This window comes from Izhakiella australiensis (genome assembly GCF_002006995.1).
GTDB lineage: Bacteria > Pseudomonadota > Gammaproteobacteria > Enterobacterales > Enterobacteriaceae > Izhakiella > Izhakiella australiensis.
The window spans coordinates 149,591-167,993 of record NZ_MRUL01000005.1; the positions used below are offsets into that span (position 1 = coordinate 149,591).

An 18,403-nucleotide genomic window follows, 5' to 3' on the forward strand; every position below is an offset into this window, starting at 1 on the left:
GCGAGGCACCGGATTAAATTTAATTAATCCGGCAGGTATATTTTATTTATTTTATTGCCCGCACAGAGCCACAGAGGCGGCCAACTGAGCGGGCGTTAATCCTGCTGAAGCAATGGCTCAGTTAGCCTGCATGCAGGCTATTTCTTTACCATTCAGCGACGCTGCCATCGGGGAAACGCCATACCGGATTACGCCAGTCCGGCGCATTTTTACTGCGTTCAATCACCAGCTCTTCATTAATTTCCACGCCGAGCCCGGGTTTGTTCGGCGGATTAAAATATCCGTCGTTCATGCTGAAATCGTCCTTATTAATGACGTAGTCCAGCAGCTCGGCCCCCTGATTATAATGAATGCCCATGCTTTGCTCCTGGAACACCGCATTACGGGAAACAAAATCAAGGTGCAAGCAGGCTGCCAGCGCAATCGGGCCGAGGGGACAATGGGGCGCCAGCGCCACGTCATAGGCTTCGGCCATACCGGCAATTTTAAAGCACTCGCTAATGCCGCCAGCGTGGGACAGATCCGGCTGAAGAATCGCCAGACCGCCAGCATCAAGTACCCGCTTGAAATCAAAGCGGGAATACATGCGCTCGCCCGCCGCAATCGGCAGGTGGGTTTGCGCAGCCAGACGCGGGTAGTATTCCGCCTGCTCCGCCAGTACCGGTTCTTCGATAAACAGCGGGCGATAGGGTTCCAGCTCTTTAATCAGTACTTTCGCCATCGGCGCGCTGACGCGCCCGTGGAAATCAAGGCCAAACTCGATGTCCTTGCCAAACGCCTCACGGATTTCCGCCACGGTATTGACCGCCGCATCAACCTTACGCGCGTTATCAATAATTCCCATCTCTTCGCAGCCGTTTAGCTTGAAGGTATCGAAGCCAATCGCGCGCAGCTTGTTGATGCCGGCAATCACTTCGGCGGGACGATCGCCGCCAACCCAGCTGTAGGCTTTAATGCGATCACGCACCAGTCCGCCCAGCAGCTGATACACAGGAACGCCTAATGCCTTGCCTTTAATATCCCATAGCGCCTGATCGATACCGGCAATCGCGCTCATCAGGATCGGCCCGCCGCGATAGAAACCGCCGCGATACATCAGCTGCCACAGATCGTTAATCCGCGCCGGATCTTTACCAATCAGGTATTCCGAAAGCTCATCTACTGCCGCTTCAACGCTGCGAGCGCGTCCTTCAATAACCGGCTCGCCCCAGCCGACAATGCCTTCATCGGTTTCAATTTTCAAAAACATCCAGCGCGGCGGCAGGCGCCAGGTCGTCAGTCGGGTTATTTTCATCGGGTAGCTTCCTGCCAGGCTTGCACGAACGCACGCGCTTTCTCAACGGTGACATCCAGCGACTGACCGGCGCGATAGAGATCGCCGCCAAGCCCGGCGCCGACGCAGCCAGCGTCCAGGAACGTTTTCAGGTTGTCAGGCGTCACGCCGCCAACGGCAAATACCGGCACCTCCGCCGGCAGTACGGCCTTAAGCGCTTTGATATATTCAGGGCCAAATGCTGAGGCAGGGAAGATTTTCAGCGCCTGTGCGCCAGCGTTGAGCGCGGTAAAGGCTTCAGATGCTGTGGCACAGCCGGCAGCCACCGTCATCCCCTTCTCCACCGCCCGGCGGATCACCTGGGCGTCAGTGTTCGGCGTTACCACCAGCTGGCTGTTAAAACCGGCCAGTTCGTCGACCTGTTCCGCTTTCAACACCGTGCCGGCGCCAATCAGCGCCTGGCTGCCGAAGGTTTTTACCATCTGTGGAATACTTTTCCGCCATTCGGGAGAGTTCAGCGGAATTTCAATGGCGTCAAAGCCAGCGTCAATTAGCGCGCCGACGTGCTGTTCAGCTTCGTCCGGTGTAATACCGCGTAAGATGGCAATTAGCGGCAGTTTAGTTGGCCAGTTCATTAGCAATACTCCTGATGCCTTGCTGAAAAGCGTCATCGCCATCCAGCACGTTTATTGATACCCCCTGAAGCGCAAACGCCTGCTGATAGCGCTCAGCCAGACCTTTTCCGGCAATCAGCGTCAGGGAACCTTTAATTGCGATATCGTGCAGCTGGCTGGCTACCTCATGACCGATTAGCAGGCCGGAAAGGTAGTCACTTACCGCGCTGCGCGGCAGCGCGCCCAGCACATGGCAGGCACGAACTTCAAATAGCCGGGCAATGATGGTGCGGTCATTGCTGCCCACCTCCACGCCGGCACGGAACGCTTCCGGATGCGCCTGCTGCTCCGGCAGGCCGGCGCCGATTAAGGAATGCTTCAGCAGTAGATGGTGCATTTCCCCGGTCATCACGGTACGAAAATCATCAACCCGGTTTTGCTCGCTGATTACCCATTTAGCATGGGTGCCGGGCATAACGTACAGCGCCGCCGGCATTAGCTCGCTGGCGCCCAGCAGCTGGGTTTCTTCGCCGCGAATCACGTTATGATTATCATCCCGGCTTACACTCAGTCCCGGCACGATCCAGGCGCGATTGTCGACCTGCGTCAGCCGCGAGGCCAGCTGGTCAAGGGAAACCGGGCAAGGCAGATAGGGCACTGACAGCCAGCCGGCATTGCTGCCAACCATTCCCGCCATAACCACCGGCAGCTCGTCGACCGGCCAGCCGGCGGTCACCTGGTCGAAAACCTGCGCGGGCGTGCGCCCGTCCAGACGGGTCACGCCCGCTTCGGAGCGACGTTCATCGACGCGCTGGCCGTTCTGGTAATACCAGGCGCGCAGGTTGGTTGATCCCCAGTCAATAGCGATATAGCTGCTCACGTGATGTCCTTTAAGCGTTTAGTGGTGCTGGCAATGATGGTTAACGCCGCCTGCTCGGCAGCGTCGGGATTTTGATGGCGGATCGCCTCATACAGCGCCTGATGCTCCTGAAGGGTGCGCGGCATGTTGCCGCGATCGGGCATGTAAGTACGCTCGAACACGGCTTTTTGCAGCTGGCTTACCGCGACGCTCAGCTGTTGCAACACCGGGTTATGCACCGAGGCGAGCACCGCTTCGTGATAGCGAATATCCGCGCGATTAAACGCCGCGCGATCGTCGTAATGTGCGATCATGTCATTTAGTGCCGTTTCTATCTCCGCCAGATCGCGGGAGGTTGCCCGCTCGGCGGCCCAGCGGGCAATTTTGGGTTCAATCAGGTTACGGACTTCGCTCATCGCGGCAATCAGCTGCGGGTTCTGATCGTACTTTAATGACCACTGCAACACGTCGCTGTCGAGAAAGTTCCACTGACTACGCTGGGTAACAAAAGCGCCGCGATAGCGCTTCATCTCGATAAGTTTTTTGGCCGTTAGCGTACGAAACACTTCGCGAATAATGTTACGCGACGTGGTGAACCTCTCGCACAGCTCCGCTTCAGCAGGCAGCGCGGCGCCGGGCAGATACTTGCCTGCGACGATCTCTTCGCCCAGCGCCAGAATGATACGATCGGTTTTGCTGACGGTTTGCTGATTCATAGTTTTCCCTGCGCTGAGTGTATCCTTATCGCCCGGACGCTATCACCTTGCGTTCCCTGTATAGTGGGCAACGAGGGTGTCATTGTAGTACTTATGAACAATATTGTACTACAATATGGATCACAAAAAAGACACGGGCTGTTAACCTGCCGCGCCGGAGAAAGCCGACAAGCACCGGCCGCCAGCGCAAAAACCGTCTACAGGGAGGTTGGTTGATAACGCTGCGCGAATATGTCTCAGTCAAAGAGGGAGATACGACCAGCGGCAGGCGAATTAACCGACGTCATCGCATAATAATGCCGCGTGGGACGCGGCAGGCATACAGGCTGATACGGCCGCCGACTGACAGCCGCTGAGAGCAGAGTAAATATCAGTACTGCATGTGCAGTAAGTCGTCGATCAGCGAAGGCCCGACCGGATGCCAGCCAAGCTGCTGCTGCGTCCAGCGCCCGGAGGCCCGCAGATCCAGCGCGGTAAACATGGCGAGCCAGCCAAAATGCTGCTGCGCTTCTTCGGGCGAAATGGAAACAGCCTGTACGCCCAACCCTTTTGCTACCGCTTCCGCGATCGCCCGGGAAGAGATGCCTTCTTCCGCCACGGCGTGATAACGCGCCGCTTTTTCCCCTTTATCCAGCGCCAGCACGTACAGCTTCGCTACGTCCAGCACGTGCGCCGCCGGCCAGGCATTGCGGCCTTCAGCAACGTAAGCGGCAACGCCTTTCTCGCGGGCATTGTCGATGTAAGGTGAAATCAGCCCCTGACGTTCGGTGTCATGTACCTGCGGCAGGCGCATTACGCGCACATCAATGCCAGCCTGTAACAGCTCGTTGCCGACCACCTCAGAGGCAACGCGTGGATTGGGGTTCACCGGATTAAAAACCGACTCAACGGCGGGTTGACCCGAGCCGTTATCCCCCATGCCGGTGCCGGAAGTAATAATCAGCGGCCGGTCGCTGCCCTTCAGCGCCTCACCGAGCGCGCTAATCACCCGTACATCTTTCTGGCAGTTATCCACGAAGTTAGCAAAATTATGATCGAAGGCGGTGTGGATAACCGCATCCGCCCGGGCAGCGCCGGCGGCGATGCTGGCGGGATCTTCCAGCGTACCGCGATGGACCTCCACGCCCGCCGCCCTCAGGGCCTCAGCGCCCGCGTCCGATCTTGTCAGGCCAAGCACCTGATGACCGGCGGCCTGCAGTTCAGGAACAATACGCGATCCGATAAAACCGGTTGCGCCTGTTAAAAATACCCGCATAAACGACCTCCATTACCATGATACAGGCAGTGTTGTGCATAAATGCGTAGCAGAGAAGTAGTGACGTTATCCCGGTATAAATATTAACAGGATAACCACCGTGATACCTGGCTTAGGCCTGCATGGCACGTAAAAGCGGGCAAGGAGCGCCATCCCGGCGACGCTGCATCAGTTGGCTCCTCCCTGATCGGTGGCGGGCGGTACGCTGAACATGCTTTTATATTCCCGGCTGAATTGCGACGGGCTAACGTAGCCCACCGTGTACGCGACCTGCGAAACGGTGATGCCGCCCGCTCTCAGCAACCTGCGTGCATTCAGTAGTCGTATCTGACGCTGAAAAACCAGCGGGCTGTGTCCGGTGACGGCTTTAAAATGGCGATGGAAAGAAGAGACGCTCATACTGATCGATGCCGCCAGCTCGGCGACAACAAGCGGTTGTTCCGCGTTTGCACAAAGCCAGTCAGCCGCTTTCTTGATACGGCGTAAGCGATTGTCGCGCTGACCTAATTGACGAAGCGTATCCCCCATCGAACTCTGGAGCAGACGATAGTAGAGCTCTCGTTCATAATAACGGCCTAACATAGCCCGGTCGTCGGGCGTGCTCATCAGGCTGACCAGCCGGATAAAAGACTCTTCGACTGAGCCACTCAGCTTGCCGCCGGCCGCAGAACAGACCCAGCGATCTTCATATTTAGGCATATCGAGCATAACCTCCACCAGCAGATCGACATCCAAATCCAGTCCAATGGCGATATAAGGCGCGGCGGGTGTAGCCTGTTCAAAATGCACAACGAAGGGCAGGCCGAAAGACGTTGCCACACACTCCCCTGCGGATAGCGTGAAGCGGTTACTGCCGAGGGTAAGCACCTTAACCCCTTGTAAAACAACATAAAACATCGGGTTAAACAGCGCAGGAGAAGGGGTTGGCGTATCCGTACTGGACCATACTCTAAGGCGCGGCACGGGGGTTTCCCGGCAATAGGTGCCCGGTTGGCAAGTGACCAAATCCTTAACGTCATTAAGAAGGCGGTCGATGGCGAGAGAAGGCGTGGTCATGGCAGGAAGAATACGCAAATTGGCAGGATCAGGCAAATCTCTGACACCATCAGGAATGCCGGGGGCAAAAGCTGAAGCTTATACTGACTCTCCGTCAATAAGGAGACAAGAGCATGACAACCACCAAGACTGCATTGATCACCGGCGCCAATAAGGGCCTTGGCCGGGAAATTTCACGTCAGTTGGGCAAACTGGGTCACACTGTTTGGCTGGGTTGCCGCGATGAAGGCCGTGGCCGGCAGGCTGAAGAGGAATTACGCGCTGAAGGGATCGATGCCCATTTTGTGCAGCTCGATATTACCGATCAACAAAGCGTTAGCGCCGCCATGAAGCATGTCGAAGCGCGCACCGCACAGCTGGACGTGTTGGTTAACAATGTTGGCATCGGATCGGGGCTGGCGATGCAGCCCAGTAATGAAGATATCACCGAGATACAGGCTATGTTCGACACCAACGTCTTCGGCACCATCCGCGTAACGCAAGCATTTCTGCCATTGATCCGTAAGGCGCCCGCTGCGCGCGTGGTCATGATGAGCAGCGGGCTGGGGTCTTTAGCGCTGACCGGCGATATGAAGTCTCCGACGTGGGGGCTTGCCGCAATGGGGTATTCGGCGTCAAAAGCTGCGTTAAATATGTTCACGGTTAAGCTGGCAAAGGAGCTATTGGCTGAAGGGATAAAAGTCAATGCGGCCTGCCCGGGCTCGGTTGCAACCGATATGGGTGGTCCAACAGCGCCGCGCACCGTCGGGCAGGGTGCCGCAATCGCGGTTCGCCTTGCCACGCTCGACTGGATGGGGCCGACCGGTGGCTTTTATCATGACGGTGACGGGCCGGGCATCGCGCCTTATGGCTGGTAATCATCGCCAAAAATAGATTCAAACCGCTGCCTGCAAACAATGCTGTGCAGGCACCCCAGTGAGCGATATTCCTGAGTCATAACAGAAAAGCAGCGAAAGCACGGACTCACAGAGATATCGCCAGCTAGCGGACAGAAAACCCGCTAGCTGCGCCTCATTAGTTGCTCATACCCTCTTTGGTCATATTGCCTTTTTTCATGCCGTCTTTAGACATCTTGTCCTTTTTCATGCCGTCATGCTTTTTCATTGGTTTCTTCATCCCGTCTTTGCTCATGCCATCATGGGACATCGCGCTCTCTTTTTTCATACCATCATGGCTCATCGTATCTTTCGCCATAGAGTCCGCAGCATAGACGCCAGAAAAAACCAACATCAACGATCCTGCCAGTACAGTTGTAATAACTTTTTTCATCTTCATTTCCTTTTTTCAGGGGTGAGGGTAATAACAAAAATGCGTTAACTGCCGCCAAACCAGTTGTAGCCCTGGTCTTCCCAGTAGCCGCCGGTGAAGCGATCGGTGATTTCAATGGCAATAATGTGTTTTGGGTTTTTGTATCCCAGCTTGGTTGGAATGCGTAATTTCATGGGATAACCATATTCCGCTGGCAGAACCCGACCGTCCCAGCTGAGCGCCAGCAGGGTTTGCGGATGAAGTGCAGACGCCATGTCAATGCTGGTGTAATAATCATCCGCGCAGCGAAAACTGACGTATTTAGCCCGAATATCAGCGCCAATCAGCCGCAGAAAGTCACTGAAGCGTACGCCCCCCCAGCGGCCAATCGCGCTCCAGCCTTCAACGCAGATATGGCGTGTAATTTGTTCGTGCTGTGCCAGCCGGTTCAGTTCGGCTAGCGTCCAGTCGCGGCTGTCACGCACCAGGCCGCGAATATGCAAACGAAAATCATCGCCGCTAACCCGGGGGATGCTCTCTTCGCCATAGAAGGCGTTAAAAGGAAAGGGGCGTGTAATGTCACTTTCCTTGTACTCCGGTACCCTGCGATTACCGCTGAATAACCAGCCCTGAACCCGATCGTTGACCCGTGATATGGCGCTGAGTACCTGCTCCGCCTCAGGGTTATCACTCAAATCACAGCCGGTTAGCATCATCACACCGCCCAGAGTCAGCCCCTGGCGTAAAAAATGACGGCGGGACGAACCGCTCAGCTTCTGCGTTAATAAGCGTTGTGCGTCAGCGACTAAATCCCGTGCTTCGCGGGTAGAGAGCGCCTGTTTTTTTCCATCCCTCTCCATCTGTCAGCGCCCCCGCAGCATGATTAACAAAGTCCTCGGCACCAGCGCCACCATGAGCAGATGCACCAGCACAAAGACCACCATCAGCGTCATGGCAGTGAAATGGAGGTAGCGAGCGGTTTCATAGCCCCCCAGTAGCGTACGCAGCAGCGGAAACTGTACTGACTTCCACAGCACTAATCCCGATAGCACCAGCAGCAGGCCATCCAGCATAATCAGCAGATAAGCCGTCTTCTGCACCATGTTGTAATGACGCAGATCGTTATGTTTCAGCCGTCCCCGCAGGGCAGCGGCTAAATCCCGGTACAGCTGGCGCAGGCTAAGCGGCCAGAAGCGGCGGCGTAAACGTCCGCTTAGAATATTGATGGCCAGGTAAACGACGCCGTTGACGCCAAACAGCCACATTGCCGCAAAATGCCACTGCAATGCGCCGCCCAGCCAACCGCCCAGGGTAACAGACTTAGCAAAGCTGAAGTTGAATAACGGTGACGCGTTGTAAATTTGCCAGCCGCTCATAACCATCATCAGGACGGCAAAAGCGTTGAGCCAGTGACAAAGGCGCAGCCAGAGCGGATGAACGTTTTGCTGAACCTGCGCGGTTAATTTGCTCATCCTGTTTCTCTGCGGCCATTAACGATAAGCCAGTGTGAGCTGACTCCGATCACCGAATCCTCACGCAGAGTTAAACAAAACGTGATAACTCGCCGACCAGAATTTGTGTAATCTGACCCGGTGCTATAGAGGGGGAAATATGGCGGGGAAAAAAATTCTTATCGTCGAAGATGACGGTAATATCGCCGAGCTGTTGCAGATTCATCTGCGCGATGAGGGTTTTGATATCACGCACGCTGCGGACGGTACTCAGGGGGGCGCGCTGCTGGAAAACCAACGCTGGGATGCGGTGATACTCGATATTATGCTGCCGGGCGTCGATGGGCTTGAACTCTGTCGCCAGGCGCGCATGGCGGCGCACTACACGCCAATTATTATGATCAGCGCCCGGGCCAGCGAAGTACATCGCGTGTTAGGGCTGGAGCTGGGCGCGGATGATTATCTGACTAAGCCATTCTCAATGCTGGAATTAGTTGCCCGGGTTAAAGCGCTGTTTCGCCGCCAGCAAGCAATGAGTATGAATCTCAAGCTGGCGGCCGGTATTCTCACCCAGGGAGATTTAACCATCGATCCTATCGCCCGTGAGGTCTATTTACGGCAAAAACTGGTTGAGCTGACGCCGCGCGAATTCGAATTGCTTTATCACTTCGCCCGCCATCCGGGTAAAGTGTTTTCTCGCCTCAGTCTGCTTAACCTGGTGTGGGGCTATCAACACGAAGGTTATGAGCATACGGTCAATACGCACATCAACAGGCTGCGTATGAAGATTGAAGCTAATCCCGCCGAGCCATCGCGTATTCTGACCGTCTGGGGAAAAGGCTATAAATTTTCCTCCCCGGAAAATACGGCAGCGGACGAATGAAAAAAATAACCCTGGCCCAGCGGCTGACGCTGGTTTTTGCCCTTCTGCTGCTAGGTTGCAGCGCACTAACGGTCTGGATCCAGTATCAAAACCGCAACCGCTACAGCGATGCCATGATTCAGAATTTATCGCGCAATCTGGCCACCAGTATTGCGCAGAACCGGGTGCTGATGAATGCCCGGGGCACCGAGCAAACAGCCCTGAAAGCCTTGTTTAGCCAGATGATGGCCTACAATCCTAGCGTTGAAGTTTACCTCATTGATAATAAAGGAAATATATTGGCGGATGCCGCTCCTGCCGGGCATATCAGGCGGCAGAGAATTTCCTTGACGCCGCTACATCAGTTGCTGGCAGGGAAAACGCTGCCGGTATATGGCGACGATCCCCGCAGTGTCCGGCGCCAGAAGGTATTCAGCGCCACCCAGCTCAGGGTTGACGGCAAGCCGGCCGGTTACCTGTACGTTATTTTGCAAGGCGAAGATTACAACCAGCTAAATCACGATGCGTTATCCAGCGCCCTGCAACACTCGATGCTGTGGTCGGTCGCTATCATCCTGCTGTGCGGTCTGATTGCCGGCAGCTTCGCTTTTTGGTGGGTGACCCGTCCGGTACGCAATCTCACCCGTCAAGTCAGCCAGCTGGATAATCACAGCCAGCAGCTTATTGAACGCCTTGCTGCCTCACCTTTACCCCGCCAGCAGGATGAAGTAGCCCAGCTGCGTACGGCGTTTATTAATCTGGCCCGCCATATTTCCGAACAGTGGACATCGCTGGCCTTGAAAGATGACCAGCGGCGCGAGTTTATTGCCAATATCTCCCACGATCTGCGTACCCCCCTGATGTCTGTTCAGGGCTATCTGGAAACGCTATCGGTAAAAAGCCACAGCCTGAGCGATGCGGAGCGCCGGCGCTATCTTAGTATTGCGCTAATCGAGAGTGAGAAAGTCGGCGCGCTGGCGCAGCAGCTGTTTGAACTGGCTCGCCTGGAACACGGTGTAGTGACGCCACAGTGCGAACGCTTTTCGCTGCCGGATCTGGTGCAGGATGTTATACAAAAATTTGAGCTGCCGATGACCCGGCACCGTCAAGCGCTGCGCGTTGAAATCGCAAAGCCTTTACCGCTGGTCGATGCCGATATGTCAATGATTGAGCGCGTGCTGACTAACCTGATTGATAATGCGATCAGGCATACTCCCGACGAGGGTGAGATCCGTTTACATATCTGGAATGAAGCGCAGCAACTCGTCATTGAAGTTGCTGACAGTGGTCCGGGGATCGCTGCAGAATTGAAAGCTACCTTGTTCGAGCGCCCCTCAATCAGCGACGCCAGTCGTCGGGACAACGGCGGCTTAGGATTGATGATAGTCAGGCGCATGCTGCAACTACATCAGGGCGATATTCGCTTAATTGATGTGCCGACCGGCGCCTGTTTCCGCTTGTTCATCCCGGTTCAGCTTGATTAATGGGATGAAACTCAGCGTAGCTAAGCTCGCCGGAGCCTGGGATCCTGCTGGTTATAATCAGGCGAGCCGGGCTTGACATCAGCAGCCCGGCCGCTAAACGGTCAGAGAGCAAAACGCTCAATGGCGTAAGCGACGCCGTCTTCCATATTGGTGCGAGTAACAAACTGCGCTGCGGATTTTACTGACTCAATGGCATTGCCCATAGCGACGCCGGTGCCGGCATATTCGATCATCGCGATATCGTTTTCCTGGTCGCCAATCGCCATAACTTCTTCCGGCTTCAGGCCCAGCAGCTCAGCCAGCATTTTCACGCCATAACCTTTATTCACCCGCTTATCGAGTATTTCCAGATAATAAGGCGCGCTTTTCAGCAAGGTGTATTTATCGCGTGCCGCCTGCGGCAGACGGGCGATGGCCGCATCTAACAGCTCGGGCTTGTCAATCATCATCACTTTGGGGAAGGTTAACTGCGGGTCCATTTCCTCCACGCTGCGATAGCGCACCGCAATACCCGTCAGGTACGACTCGTGGATAGTAAATTCACTGATGTCTTTGTTTGGCGTGTAAAGCGCGGTTTTATCCAGAGCCTGGAAATGAACGCCAAGTTCGCGCGCTAATGCTTCAAAATAGAGGTAATCGTCAAAGCCAAGGCTGACTTCGGAAACCAGCTCACCATCAGCGGCGCGATGTACCAGCGCGCCGTTATAAGAAATTGCGTACTGCTCCTCACGCTGTAAATCAAGCTCCAGCAGATAACGCTCAATGCCAACGTAGGGGCGACCGGTCGCCAGTACAACGTTAATACCTTTCGCTTTAGCGGCGGTAATTGCAGCCTTAACGCCCGCAGAGATCTGGTGTTGGGGATTGAGTAAAGTACCATCCATATCAATCGCAATTAGCTTAATTGCCATAACGTCCTCGTTGCTGTGAGTTTTACGCTTATCCTAACGTGATCGGCCTCACGTTGACGAGCATTTCGCGCCGCGACTTTTCCGGAAATACCACCGCGCCACAGCATTCAGGCAACCGAAAAAATCCATAAATTTAGCAAGTTACCCCGTCGCGCCACAAGTTATTAACTTCTTACTTATCAACAAGTTAAATTACCATTCATTACAAAAACTAACCACAATGGCATAGGGACCGTTTGAGCTAAAACGTGGCCTGCCTTAGCTTTAAATTTGATTGAAACATTTTAAAAATTGTAAAACGGTTACTGGAGCTTTTTATGAAAGTCAGCATGCTGGCAGCGGGCATTGCGCTGCTGTGCGTTGGTCAGGCCAACGCCTGTACTACGATACTGGTTGGCAACCAGGCAACGAATGACGGTTCTTTTATTATTGCGCGTAACGAAGACTCTTCCGCCACTAACCCCAAGCATATGGTGATTCATCCGGCGGTCGCGCAGCAAACCGGCGTGTTTAAATCGCACGATAATGATTTTACCTGGCCTTTACCGCATTCCGCGCTGCGCTATACGGCCATTCATGACGATAACACCCAGGATCAATCAATGGGCGAGGCGGGCTTCAACTCCGCCGGGGTCGGCATGTCGGCTACCGAAACGATCTATAACGGCGCGCAGGCGCTGAAGTACGATCCCTACGTCGTTAAAACCGGCATTACCGAAGATTCCATTCAGACGGTGGTGCTGCCTTATATTCACAGCGCGCGCGAGGGCGTGGAGCTGCTTGGTCACATTATTGAGCAAAAAGGCGCCGGCGAAGGCTTTGGCGTAGCCTTTATTGACGATCACAGCATCTGGTATCTGGAAACCGGCAGCGGCCACCAGTGGATGGCCACGCGCCTGCCGGCGGATACGTATTTCATTTCGGCCAATCAGGGGCGGTTACAGCAGTACAACCCGCAGGATAAGCACAACTACCTGGCTTCACCAACGCTAATCGCCTTTGCTGAAAAGCACGGACTGTATCAGGCGGACAAGGGTCCGTTTAACTTTCATCAGGCCTACTCGGAAGATACCGCCAACGACGTAACCTATAACTACCCGCGCGTCTGGGCGCTGCAGCACCAGTTTAATCCGACGCTAACAACCCAGGTTACCGACGGTAAGCAGTTCCCGGTATTTCTGCAGCCGGCGCACAAGATCAGCGTTGCCGACGTTGAGAAAGCGCTGCAAAACCACTACCAGGGCACCCCCCATGACCCCTATGCCAATAACAATCCGCAGGAGCCCTGGCGCCCGGTTTCCGTATTCCGCGCCCAGGAGTCGCACGTACTTCAGGTTCGCCCTAAGCTGCCGCGAGCGATTGGCGACGTGGAATATGTCGCCTTCGGCATGCCGTCGCTGAGCGTCTACCTGCCCTACTACGCCGGCATGACGCATTACCTGCCGGGTTATGATAAGGGCACCGGTAACGCCAGCCCGGATTCCGTTCCCTGGCAGTACCGCGTGCTGCAGACGCTGGTGATGCAGGATTACAACGCCTACGCGCCGGACGTACAGCGCGCTTATCAGGCGTTCCAGCAGCAGACAGCGACCCGCCAGCACGCTATGGAGCAGGCGTACCTGAAGGCGTATAAAACCGAGCCGAAAAAAGCGACGCAGATTATTCAGAAGTTTGAAGATAAAACCATGACGGATGCGCTGGCGTTAACGCATAAGCTAACCTGGCAGGTACTGACCAAAATGACCCATAACACCGATATGAAGTATCACTTCGAAGGCGCCTGATCGGACGATTTCCGCCTGCGGCGGAGCTGAAAAAACAAAGGGCAGCCCGTTGGGCTACCCTTTGCTGGTTACTGAAACACCGTCAGATATCGATATTGGCGGCTTTCAGCGCGTTCTCTTCGATAAAGGCGCGGCGCGGTTCGACCGCATCGCCCATCAGCGTGGTGAACAGCTGGTCAGCGGCGATGGCATCTTTAACGGTAACGCGCATCATGCGACGACTTTCCGGATCCATGGTGGTTTCCCACAGCTGCTCCGGGTTCATCTCGCCCAATCCTTTGTAGCGCTGTACCGAGAGGCCGCGACGTGACTCTTTAACCAGCCATTCCAGCGCCTGCTCGAAGTTGGCTACCGGCTGGCGGCGCTCGCCGCGCTCGATGTAGGCATCTTCCTCAATCAGGCCGCGCAGCTTTTCGCCCAGCGTACAGATTTTGCGGTATTCCGGGCCGGTGACAAACTCATTATCCAGGCGATAATCGGTATCAACGCCGTGAGTGCGCACCCGCACCACCGGTTCAAACAGGTTCAGCTCGCGGTTTTCCTGCACCACGCTGCGGTACTGGCTGCCGTGCTGTTCACGCTCGTTAAGAGAGGTCACCAACGATTCCAGCCAGCCGCTAACCTGGCTTTCATCGCTCAGCGCACTCAGCGTCGGATGGTAAATCAGCGCCCGCAGCAGCGCCAGTGGATAACGGCGCTCCATACGCTTAATCATTTTCTGCGCGCTATTAAACTCGGCCACCAGCGATTCCAGCTGCTCACCGCCCAACGCTGGCGCATCGGCATTGGTATGCAGCGTCGCGCCGTCCAGCGCGATGGAAATCTGATACTGATCCATCGCATCATCGTCTTTAATGTACTGTTCCTGCTTACCTTTTTTCACTTTGTACAGCGGCGGCTGGGCAATATAGACATGGCCGCGCTCAACGATTTCCGGCATCTGACGATAGAAGAAAGTCAGCAGCAGAGTACGGATGTGGGAGCCGTCAACGTCCGCATCGGTCATGATGATGATGCTGTGATAGCGCAGCTTGTCCGGGTTGTACTCATCGCGACCGATGCCGCAGCCCAGCGCGGTGATCAGGGTCGCCACCTCCTGCGAAGAGAGCATTTTGTCAAAACGCGCTTTCTCCACGTTAAGGATTTTACCTTTCAGCGGCAGGATCGCCTGGTTCTTGCGGTTACGCCCCTGCTTAGCAGAGCCGCCCGCCGAGTCCCCTTCCACCAGGTACAGTTCGGAATGCGCCGGGTCGCGCTCCTGGCAGTCCGCCAGCTTGCCGGGCAGGCCCGCCAGGTCCAACGCCCCTTTACGGCGGGTCATTTCGCGGGCGCGGCGCGCCGCTTCACGGGCGCGAGCGGCATCAATAATTTTGCCGACGACGATTTTAGCGTCGTTAGGATTTTCCAGCAGGTACTCGGCCAGCAGTTCGTTCATCTGCGATTCAACCGCCGATTTCACCTCAGAAGAGACCAGCTTGTCTTTGGTCTGCGAAGAGAATTTAGGATCGGGCACCTTCACCGAAACCACGGCAACCAGCCCTTCGCGCGCATCGTCGCCGGTAGCGCTGATTTTGGCCTTTTTACTGAACCCTTCTTTGTCCATGTAAGCATTGAGCGTACGGGTCATAGCCGCACGGAAGCCGGCCAGATGCGTACCGCCGTCGCGCTGCGGAATGTTGTTGGTAAAGCAGTAGATATTTTCCTGGAAGCCATCGTTCCACTGCAGGGCTATCTCAACGCCAATACCGTCTTTTTCCGTGCTGAAATAAAACACCGTCGGGTGGATAGGCGTTTTATTCTTGTTGAGATATTCCACAAAGGCCTGAATGCCGCCTTCATAGTGGTAGTGATCTTTCCTCTCATCGCGCTTATCTTCAAGGCGAATAGATACGCCGGAGTTAAGGAATGACAGTTCACGCAAGCGTTTCGCCAGAATATCGTATTCAAACTGCGTGACATTGGTAAAGGTCTGCGGGCTGGGCCAGAAGCGCACGCGCGTACCGGTGGATTCGGTTTCACCGGTAACGCCCAGAGGCGCCTGCGGCACGCCGTGTACGTATACCTGCTGATGCACCTTGCCATCACGACGGATGGTCAGCTCCAGCTTTTCTGACAGAGCGTTAACTACCGATACCCCCACGCCGTGCAACCCACCGGAAACCTTATAGGAGTTATCATCGAACTTACCACCGGCGTGCAGCACGGTCATGATGACCTCGGCCGCAGACACGCCCTCTTCCGGGTGGATACCGGTAGGAATACCGCGACCGTCATCCTGTACCGACACGGAGTTATCGGCGTGGATGGTGACAACGATGTCTTTACAGTGACCTGCGAGGGCTTCGTCGATGGCGTTGTCCACTACCTCGAATACCATGTGATGCAGACCGGTGCCGTCATCCGTGTCGCCGATATACATACCGGGGCGCTTGCGTACCGCATCCAGTCCTTTTAGAACTTTGATACTTGAGGAGTCATAAGAATTCGACATCAACGTTTCTCGCTCATTTAATCTTCAGGTTGAAGCGTTATTTTACCCTGTTCTACGCGGAACATCTTGCCCTTTTCATCGCTCATGTCGATAACGTGTTCCGCGCTAATGGCGCTGACAAAAACCTGCGCCTGGGTGGCTTTCAACCGGGTGGCTAATAGCTGGCGACGGGTGTCATCCAGCTCCGAGGCAAAATCATCAATCAGATAGAGGCAGCGCCGGCCGTTCTGGCGGGTGAGAAACTCCCCCTGGGCCAGGCGCAGCGCGCACATCAAAAGCTTTAACTGGCCGCGCGACAGCAAATCTTCTACCGGCGTATTATCGGCGCGGATGCGAAAATCAGCTTTATGCGGGCCGCTGGAGGTATAGGTCAGCGCCCGATCGCGTTCGAACTGGCGCTCCAGCAGCTCAGCATAATCGCTCTCTTTATCCCAGCCGCGCTGAAAGGAAAAAGAGAGATCAAACTCAGGTAAAAACTGGCGGCAGGTGCTGGCAATATCGTCAGCAATCGCCTGGCTGTATTGCGCCCGCCAGAGGCTAATCTGTTCCGCCAGCGGCGCCAGCTCCAGATCCCAGGCGCGAACCTGGGCATAGCGTGTGACCTGGCGCAGCGCAGCGTTGCGCTGCTTCAGCAGGCGCCGCAGGTTACTCCAGGCATTGAAAAAACCGCGTTCATTATGAAAACAGCCCCAGTCGATATACGCCCGACGGTATTTAGGCCCGCCGTTCAGCAGGGTAAAGCCCTCGGGGGTAATCAGCTGCATCGGCAGCATTTGCGCCAGCTCAGCCACCTTATGGCCATCGCTGCCGTCAATGCGCACCTTGCTTTCACCGGCGCGATTTTTGGTTAAGCCAACGGCAATCTCGCGCTCGGCGCCGCTCACGCGCCCGTGTAAAACAAAATGCGGCCGATCGTGACGGATAACGCGCCCGGCCTGCAAACTGCGAAACGCCCGGCCGTGGCCAAGGGTGTATATCGCCTCCAGCACGCTGGTTTTTCCGCTGCCGTTGGCCCCGACCAGGAAGTTAAATCCGGGGGCCAGCGCCAAATCGACGTTTTCAATATTACGAAAGTCCTGAATCAGCAGGCGGGTTAATGCCATATATCGAGTTGCTCGCTGGAAGTTGCACTTATGTAGTGACTTTCATTTAACAGACAAAAATGCAGGCTGAGCCGGGGCGTTAACGTTGCAGGCAGATTGCGCTTCGCCAGCGCAGCCGCCAGCGCGAACAGGGAGTACCTGACGATGGCGCCCCCTGCCGGAACGCAAGCTGGCCCGAGGTTAAAAACAACGTTACAGGCGCATGGGCATGACAACGTAAGACGCCGCCTGACTGGCTGCATCTTCGATCTGCACGCTGGACACCGAGTCGGTCAATAGCAAGCGCACATTCTCGCATTTCAGGGCGTTCAGCACGTCCAGCACGTAGCTGACGTTGAAACCGATTTCCAGATCGCTGCCGCCGTAAGTCACATCCAGCTGCTCTTCCGCCTCTTCCTGTTCCGGGTTATTTGCCGTGATTTTTAGCTGATTTTCGGTGATATACAGGCGAACGCCGCGAAACTTCTCGTTTGATAAAATCGCGGCGCGGGCAAAGGCCTGTTTAAGAATATCGCAGCCCGCTTCGAGGGTTTTATCCGGATTTTTCGGCAAAACGCGGCGATAATCAGGAAAACGACCGTCAACCAGCTTGGAAGTGAAGATAAAATCGCCAACGTGCGCCCGAATATTGTTGCTGCCGATCTGTACCTGCAGCGAGGCGTCGCCGCCGTCCAGCAGACGCAGTAGCTCAATGACCCCTTTACGTGGCACGATCACCGAATGATTTGGCAACGACTGGCCGACCGATAAAGCACAGACCGCCAGGCGGTGGCCGTCGGTGGCGACGGTGCGCAGCTCTTCACCTTCAGTTTCAAACAGCATGCCGTTGAGGTAGTAACGCACGTCCTGATGCGCCATGGAAAACTGCGTGGCTTCAATCAGGCGCTTCATGGTTGCCTGCGGCAGCGTAAACTCCACTTCGCTCTGCCAGTCATCAAGATTGGGGAAATCGCTGGCAGGCAGGGTGGATAGCGAAAAGCGGCTGCGACCTGAGCGCACCAGCATCCGCTCGCCTTCGAGCACCACGCTGATTTCCGCACCGTCGGGCAGGCCGCGGCAGATATCAAGAAACTTACGCGCCGGAACGGTAGTGGAACCGGGTTCATGGTCCTGGCTCAACGCCACGCGTGCCACCATTTCCATTTCAAGATCGGTGCCCGTCAGCAGCAGCGAACCTTCGTTCACCTGCAACAATAAATTGCCCAAAATCGGCAAAGTAGGGCGTCCGCCCAGCGGGCCGCTTACCTGTTGAAGCGGCTTCAGTAAATGCTCACGTTCTACAATAAATTTCATAGC

General features: G+C 55.5%; 17 protein-coding genes. 4 read left to right on the forward strand and 13 right to left on the reverse strand.

The features are described from left to right. Positions 1-145: 145 nt before the first annotated feature. The 6 genes from dgoD to BTJ39_RS10005 all read right to left on the reverse strand — a co-directional run bounded on the left by dgoD (position 146) and on the right by BTJ39_RS10005 (position 5,680). Positions 146-1,294 carry a galactonate dehydratase gene (dgoD, locus tag BTJ39_RS09980; RefSeq protein ID WP_078002541.1) on the reverse strand — a complete coding sequence of 383 codons (1,149 nt, stop codon included), beginning with the start codon at positions 1,292-1,294 and terminating at the stop codon, positions 146-148. Beyond that, positions 1,291-1,908, reverse strand: a complete 618-nt coding sequence (locus tag BTJ39_RS09985; protein WP_078002542.1) for a 2-dehydro-3-deoxy-6-phosphogalactonate aldolase — start codon at positions 1,906-1,908, stop codon at positions 1,291-1,293. Before BTJ39_RS09985 ends, dgoD begins: the two co-directional genes overlap by 4 nt. Further along, complete coding sequence (locus tag BTJ39_RS09990) at positions 1,892-2,767, reverse strand: 2-dehydro-3-deoxygalactonokinase (RefSeq protein WP_078002543.1); 876 nt, start codon at positions 2,765-2,767, stop codon at positions 1,892-1,894. The genes BTJ39_RS09985 and BTJ39_RS09990 overlap by 17 nt, the downstream gene beginning before the upstream one ends. Continuing rightward, on the reverse strand, positions 2,764-3,462 hold the full coding sequence (locus BTJ39_RS09995; protein ID WP_078002544.1) for a FadR/GntR family transcriptional regulator: 699 nt from the start codon (positions 3,460-3,462) through the stop codon (positions 2,764-2,766). The genes BTJ39_RS09990 and BTJ39_RS09995 overlap by 4 nt, the downstream gene beginning before the upstream one ends. A 370-nt stretch (positions 3,463-3,832) precedes the next feature. Next, entirely contained in the window at positions 3,833-4,717 is an 885-nt protein-coding gene (locus BTJ39_RS10000) for an SDR family oxidoreductase (protein ID WP_078002545.1), read from the reverse strand. A 168-nt stretch (positions 4,718-4,885) separates the two neighbouring features. Further along, a complete protein-coding gene (locus BTJ39_RS10005) occupies positions 4,886-5,680 on the reverse strand; it encodes an AraC family transcriptional regulator (RefSeq protein ID WP_198412943.1) in 795 nt (264 codons plus the stop codon). Positions 5,681-5,886: 206 nt separating this feature from the next. Here BTJ39_RS10005 and BTJ39_RS10010 point away from each other — a divergent pair, with 206 nt between their 5' ends. Next, positions 5,887-6,630 (forward strand): SDR family oxidoreductase, encoded by a 744-nt coding sequence (locus BTJ39_RS10010; RefSeq protein ID WP_078002546.1) that lies wholly within the window; start codon positions 5,887-5,889, stop codon positions 6,628-6,630. Between the two features lie 157 nt (positions 6,631-6,787). On the opposite strand, the gene BTJ39_RS10015 is transcribed toward BTJ39_RS10010, so the two are convergent. From BTJ39_RS10015 to BTJ39_RS10025, 3 genes are read right to left on the reverse strand one after another with little or no spacing between them, the layout of a single operon-like run. After that, the gene (locus BTJ39_RS10015) at positions 6,788-7,042 is read right to left on the reverse strand and encodes a pentapeptide MXKDX repeat protein (RefSeq protein WP_078002547.1); all 255 of its coding nucleotides are present in this window, start codon (positions 7,040-7,042) and stop codon (positions 6,788-6,790) included. Positions 7,043-7,086: 44 nt separating this feature from the next. After that, positions 7,087-7,881 (reverse strand): molybdopterin-dependent oxidoreductase, encoded by a 795-nt coding sequence (locus BTJ39_RS10020; protein ID WP_078002548.1) that lies wholly within the window; start codon positions 7,879-7,881, stop codon positions 7,087-7,089. A gap of 3 nt (positions 7,882-7,884) precedes the next feature. Beyond that, the gene (locus BTJ39_RS10025) at positions 7,885-8,493 is read right to left on the reverse strand and encodes a cytochrome b/b6 domain-containing protein (RefSeq protein ID WP_078002549.1); all 609 of its coding nucleotides are present in this window, start codon (positions 8,491-8,493) and stop codon (positions 7,885-7,887) included. 139 nt (positions 8,494-8,632) lie between these two features. Between BTJ39_RS10025 and BTJ39_RS10030 the strand changes: the two genes are divergently transcribed. Together BTJ39_RS10030 and BTJ39_RS10035 are read left to right on the forward strand one after the other, a co-directional pair. Next, positions 8,633-9,355 carry a response regulator transcription factor gene (locus BTJ39_RS10030; protein WP_078002550.1) on the forward strand — a complete coding sequence of 241 codons (723 nt, stop codon included), beginning with the start codon at positions 8,633-8,635 and terminating at the stop codon, positions 9,353-9,355. Beyond that, positions 9,352-10,818: a sensor histidine kinase gene (locus BTJ39_RS10035; RefSeq protein ID WP_078002551.1), complete on the forward strand. Its 1,467-nt coding sequence runs from the start codon at positions 9,352-9,354 to the stop codon at positions 10,816-10,818. The genes BTJ39_RS10030 and BTJ39_RS10035 overlap by 4 nt, the downstream gene beginning before the upstream one ends. Positions 10,819-10,919: 101 nt before the next feature. Here the strand turns inward: BTJ39_RS10035 and yidA are convergent, their stop codons facing one another. Further along, positions 10,920-11,729, reverse strand: a complete 810-nt coding sequence (gene yidA, locus BTJ39_RS10040; protein ID WP_078002552.1) for a sugar-phosphatase — start codon at positions 11,727-11,729, stop codon at positions 10,920-10,922. 317 nt (positions 11,730-12,046) lie between these two features. Between yidA and BTJ39_RS10045 the strand changes: the two genes are divergently transcribed. Then, a complete protein-coding gene (locus BTJ39_RS10045; RefSeq protein ID WP_078002553.1) occupies positions 12,047-13,513 on the forward strand; it encodes a C69 family dipeptidase in 1,467 nt (488 codons plus the stop codon). Between the two features lie 82 nt (positions 13,514-13,595). Here BTJ39_RS10045 and gyrB read toward each other — a convergent pair whose 3' ends face one another. From gyrB to dnaN, 3 genes are all read right to left on the reverse strand, one after another. Further along, a complete protein-coding gene (gene gyrB / locus BTJ39_RS10050; RefSeq protein WP_078002554.1) occupies positions 13,596-16,004 on the reverse strand; it encodes a DNA topoisomerase (ATP-hydrolyzing) subunit B in 2,409 nt (802 codons plus the stop codon). A gap of 17 nt (positions 16,005-16,021) precedes the next feature. After that, a complete protein-coding gene (recF, locus tag BTJ39_RS10055) occupies positions 16,022-17,107 on the reverse strand; it encodes a DNA replication/repair protein RecF (RefSeq protein ID WP_078002555.1) in 1,086 nt (361 codons plus the stop codon). Between the two features lie 192 nt (positions 17,108-17,299). Next, positions 17,300-18,400, reverse strand: a complete 1,101-nt coding sequence (dnaN, locus tag BTJ39_RS10060) for a DNA polymerase III subunit beta (protein ID WP_078002556.1) — start codon at positions 18,398-18,400, stop codon at positions 17,300-17,302. Positions 18,401-18,403 lie beyond the last annotated feature (3 nt).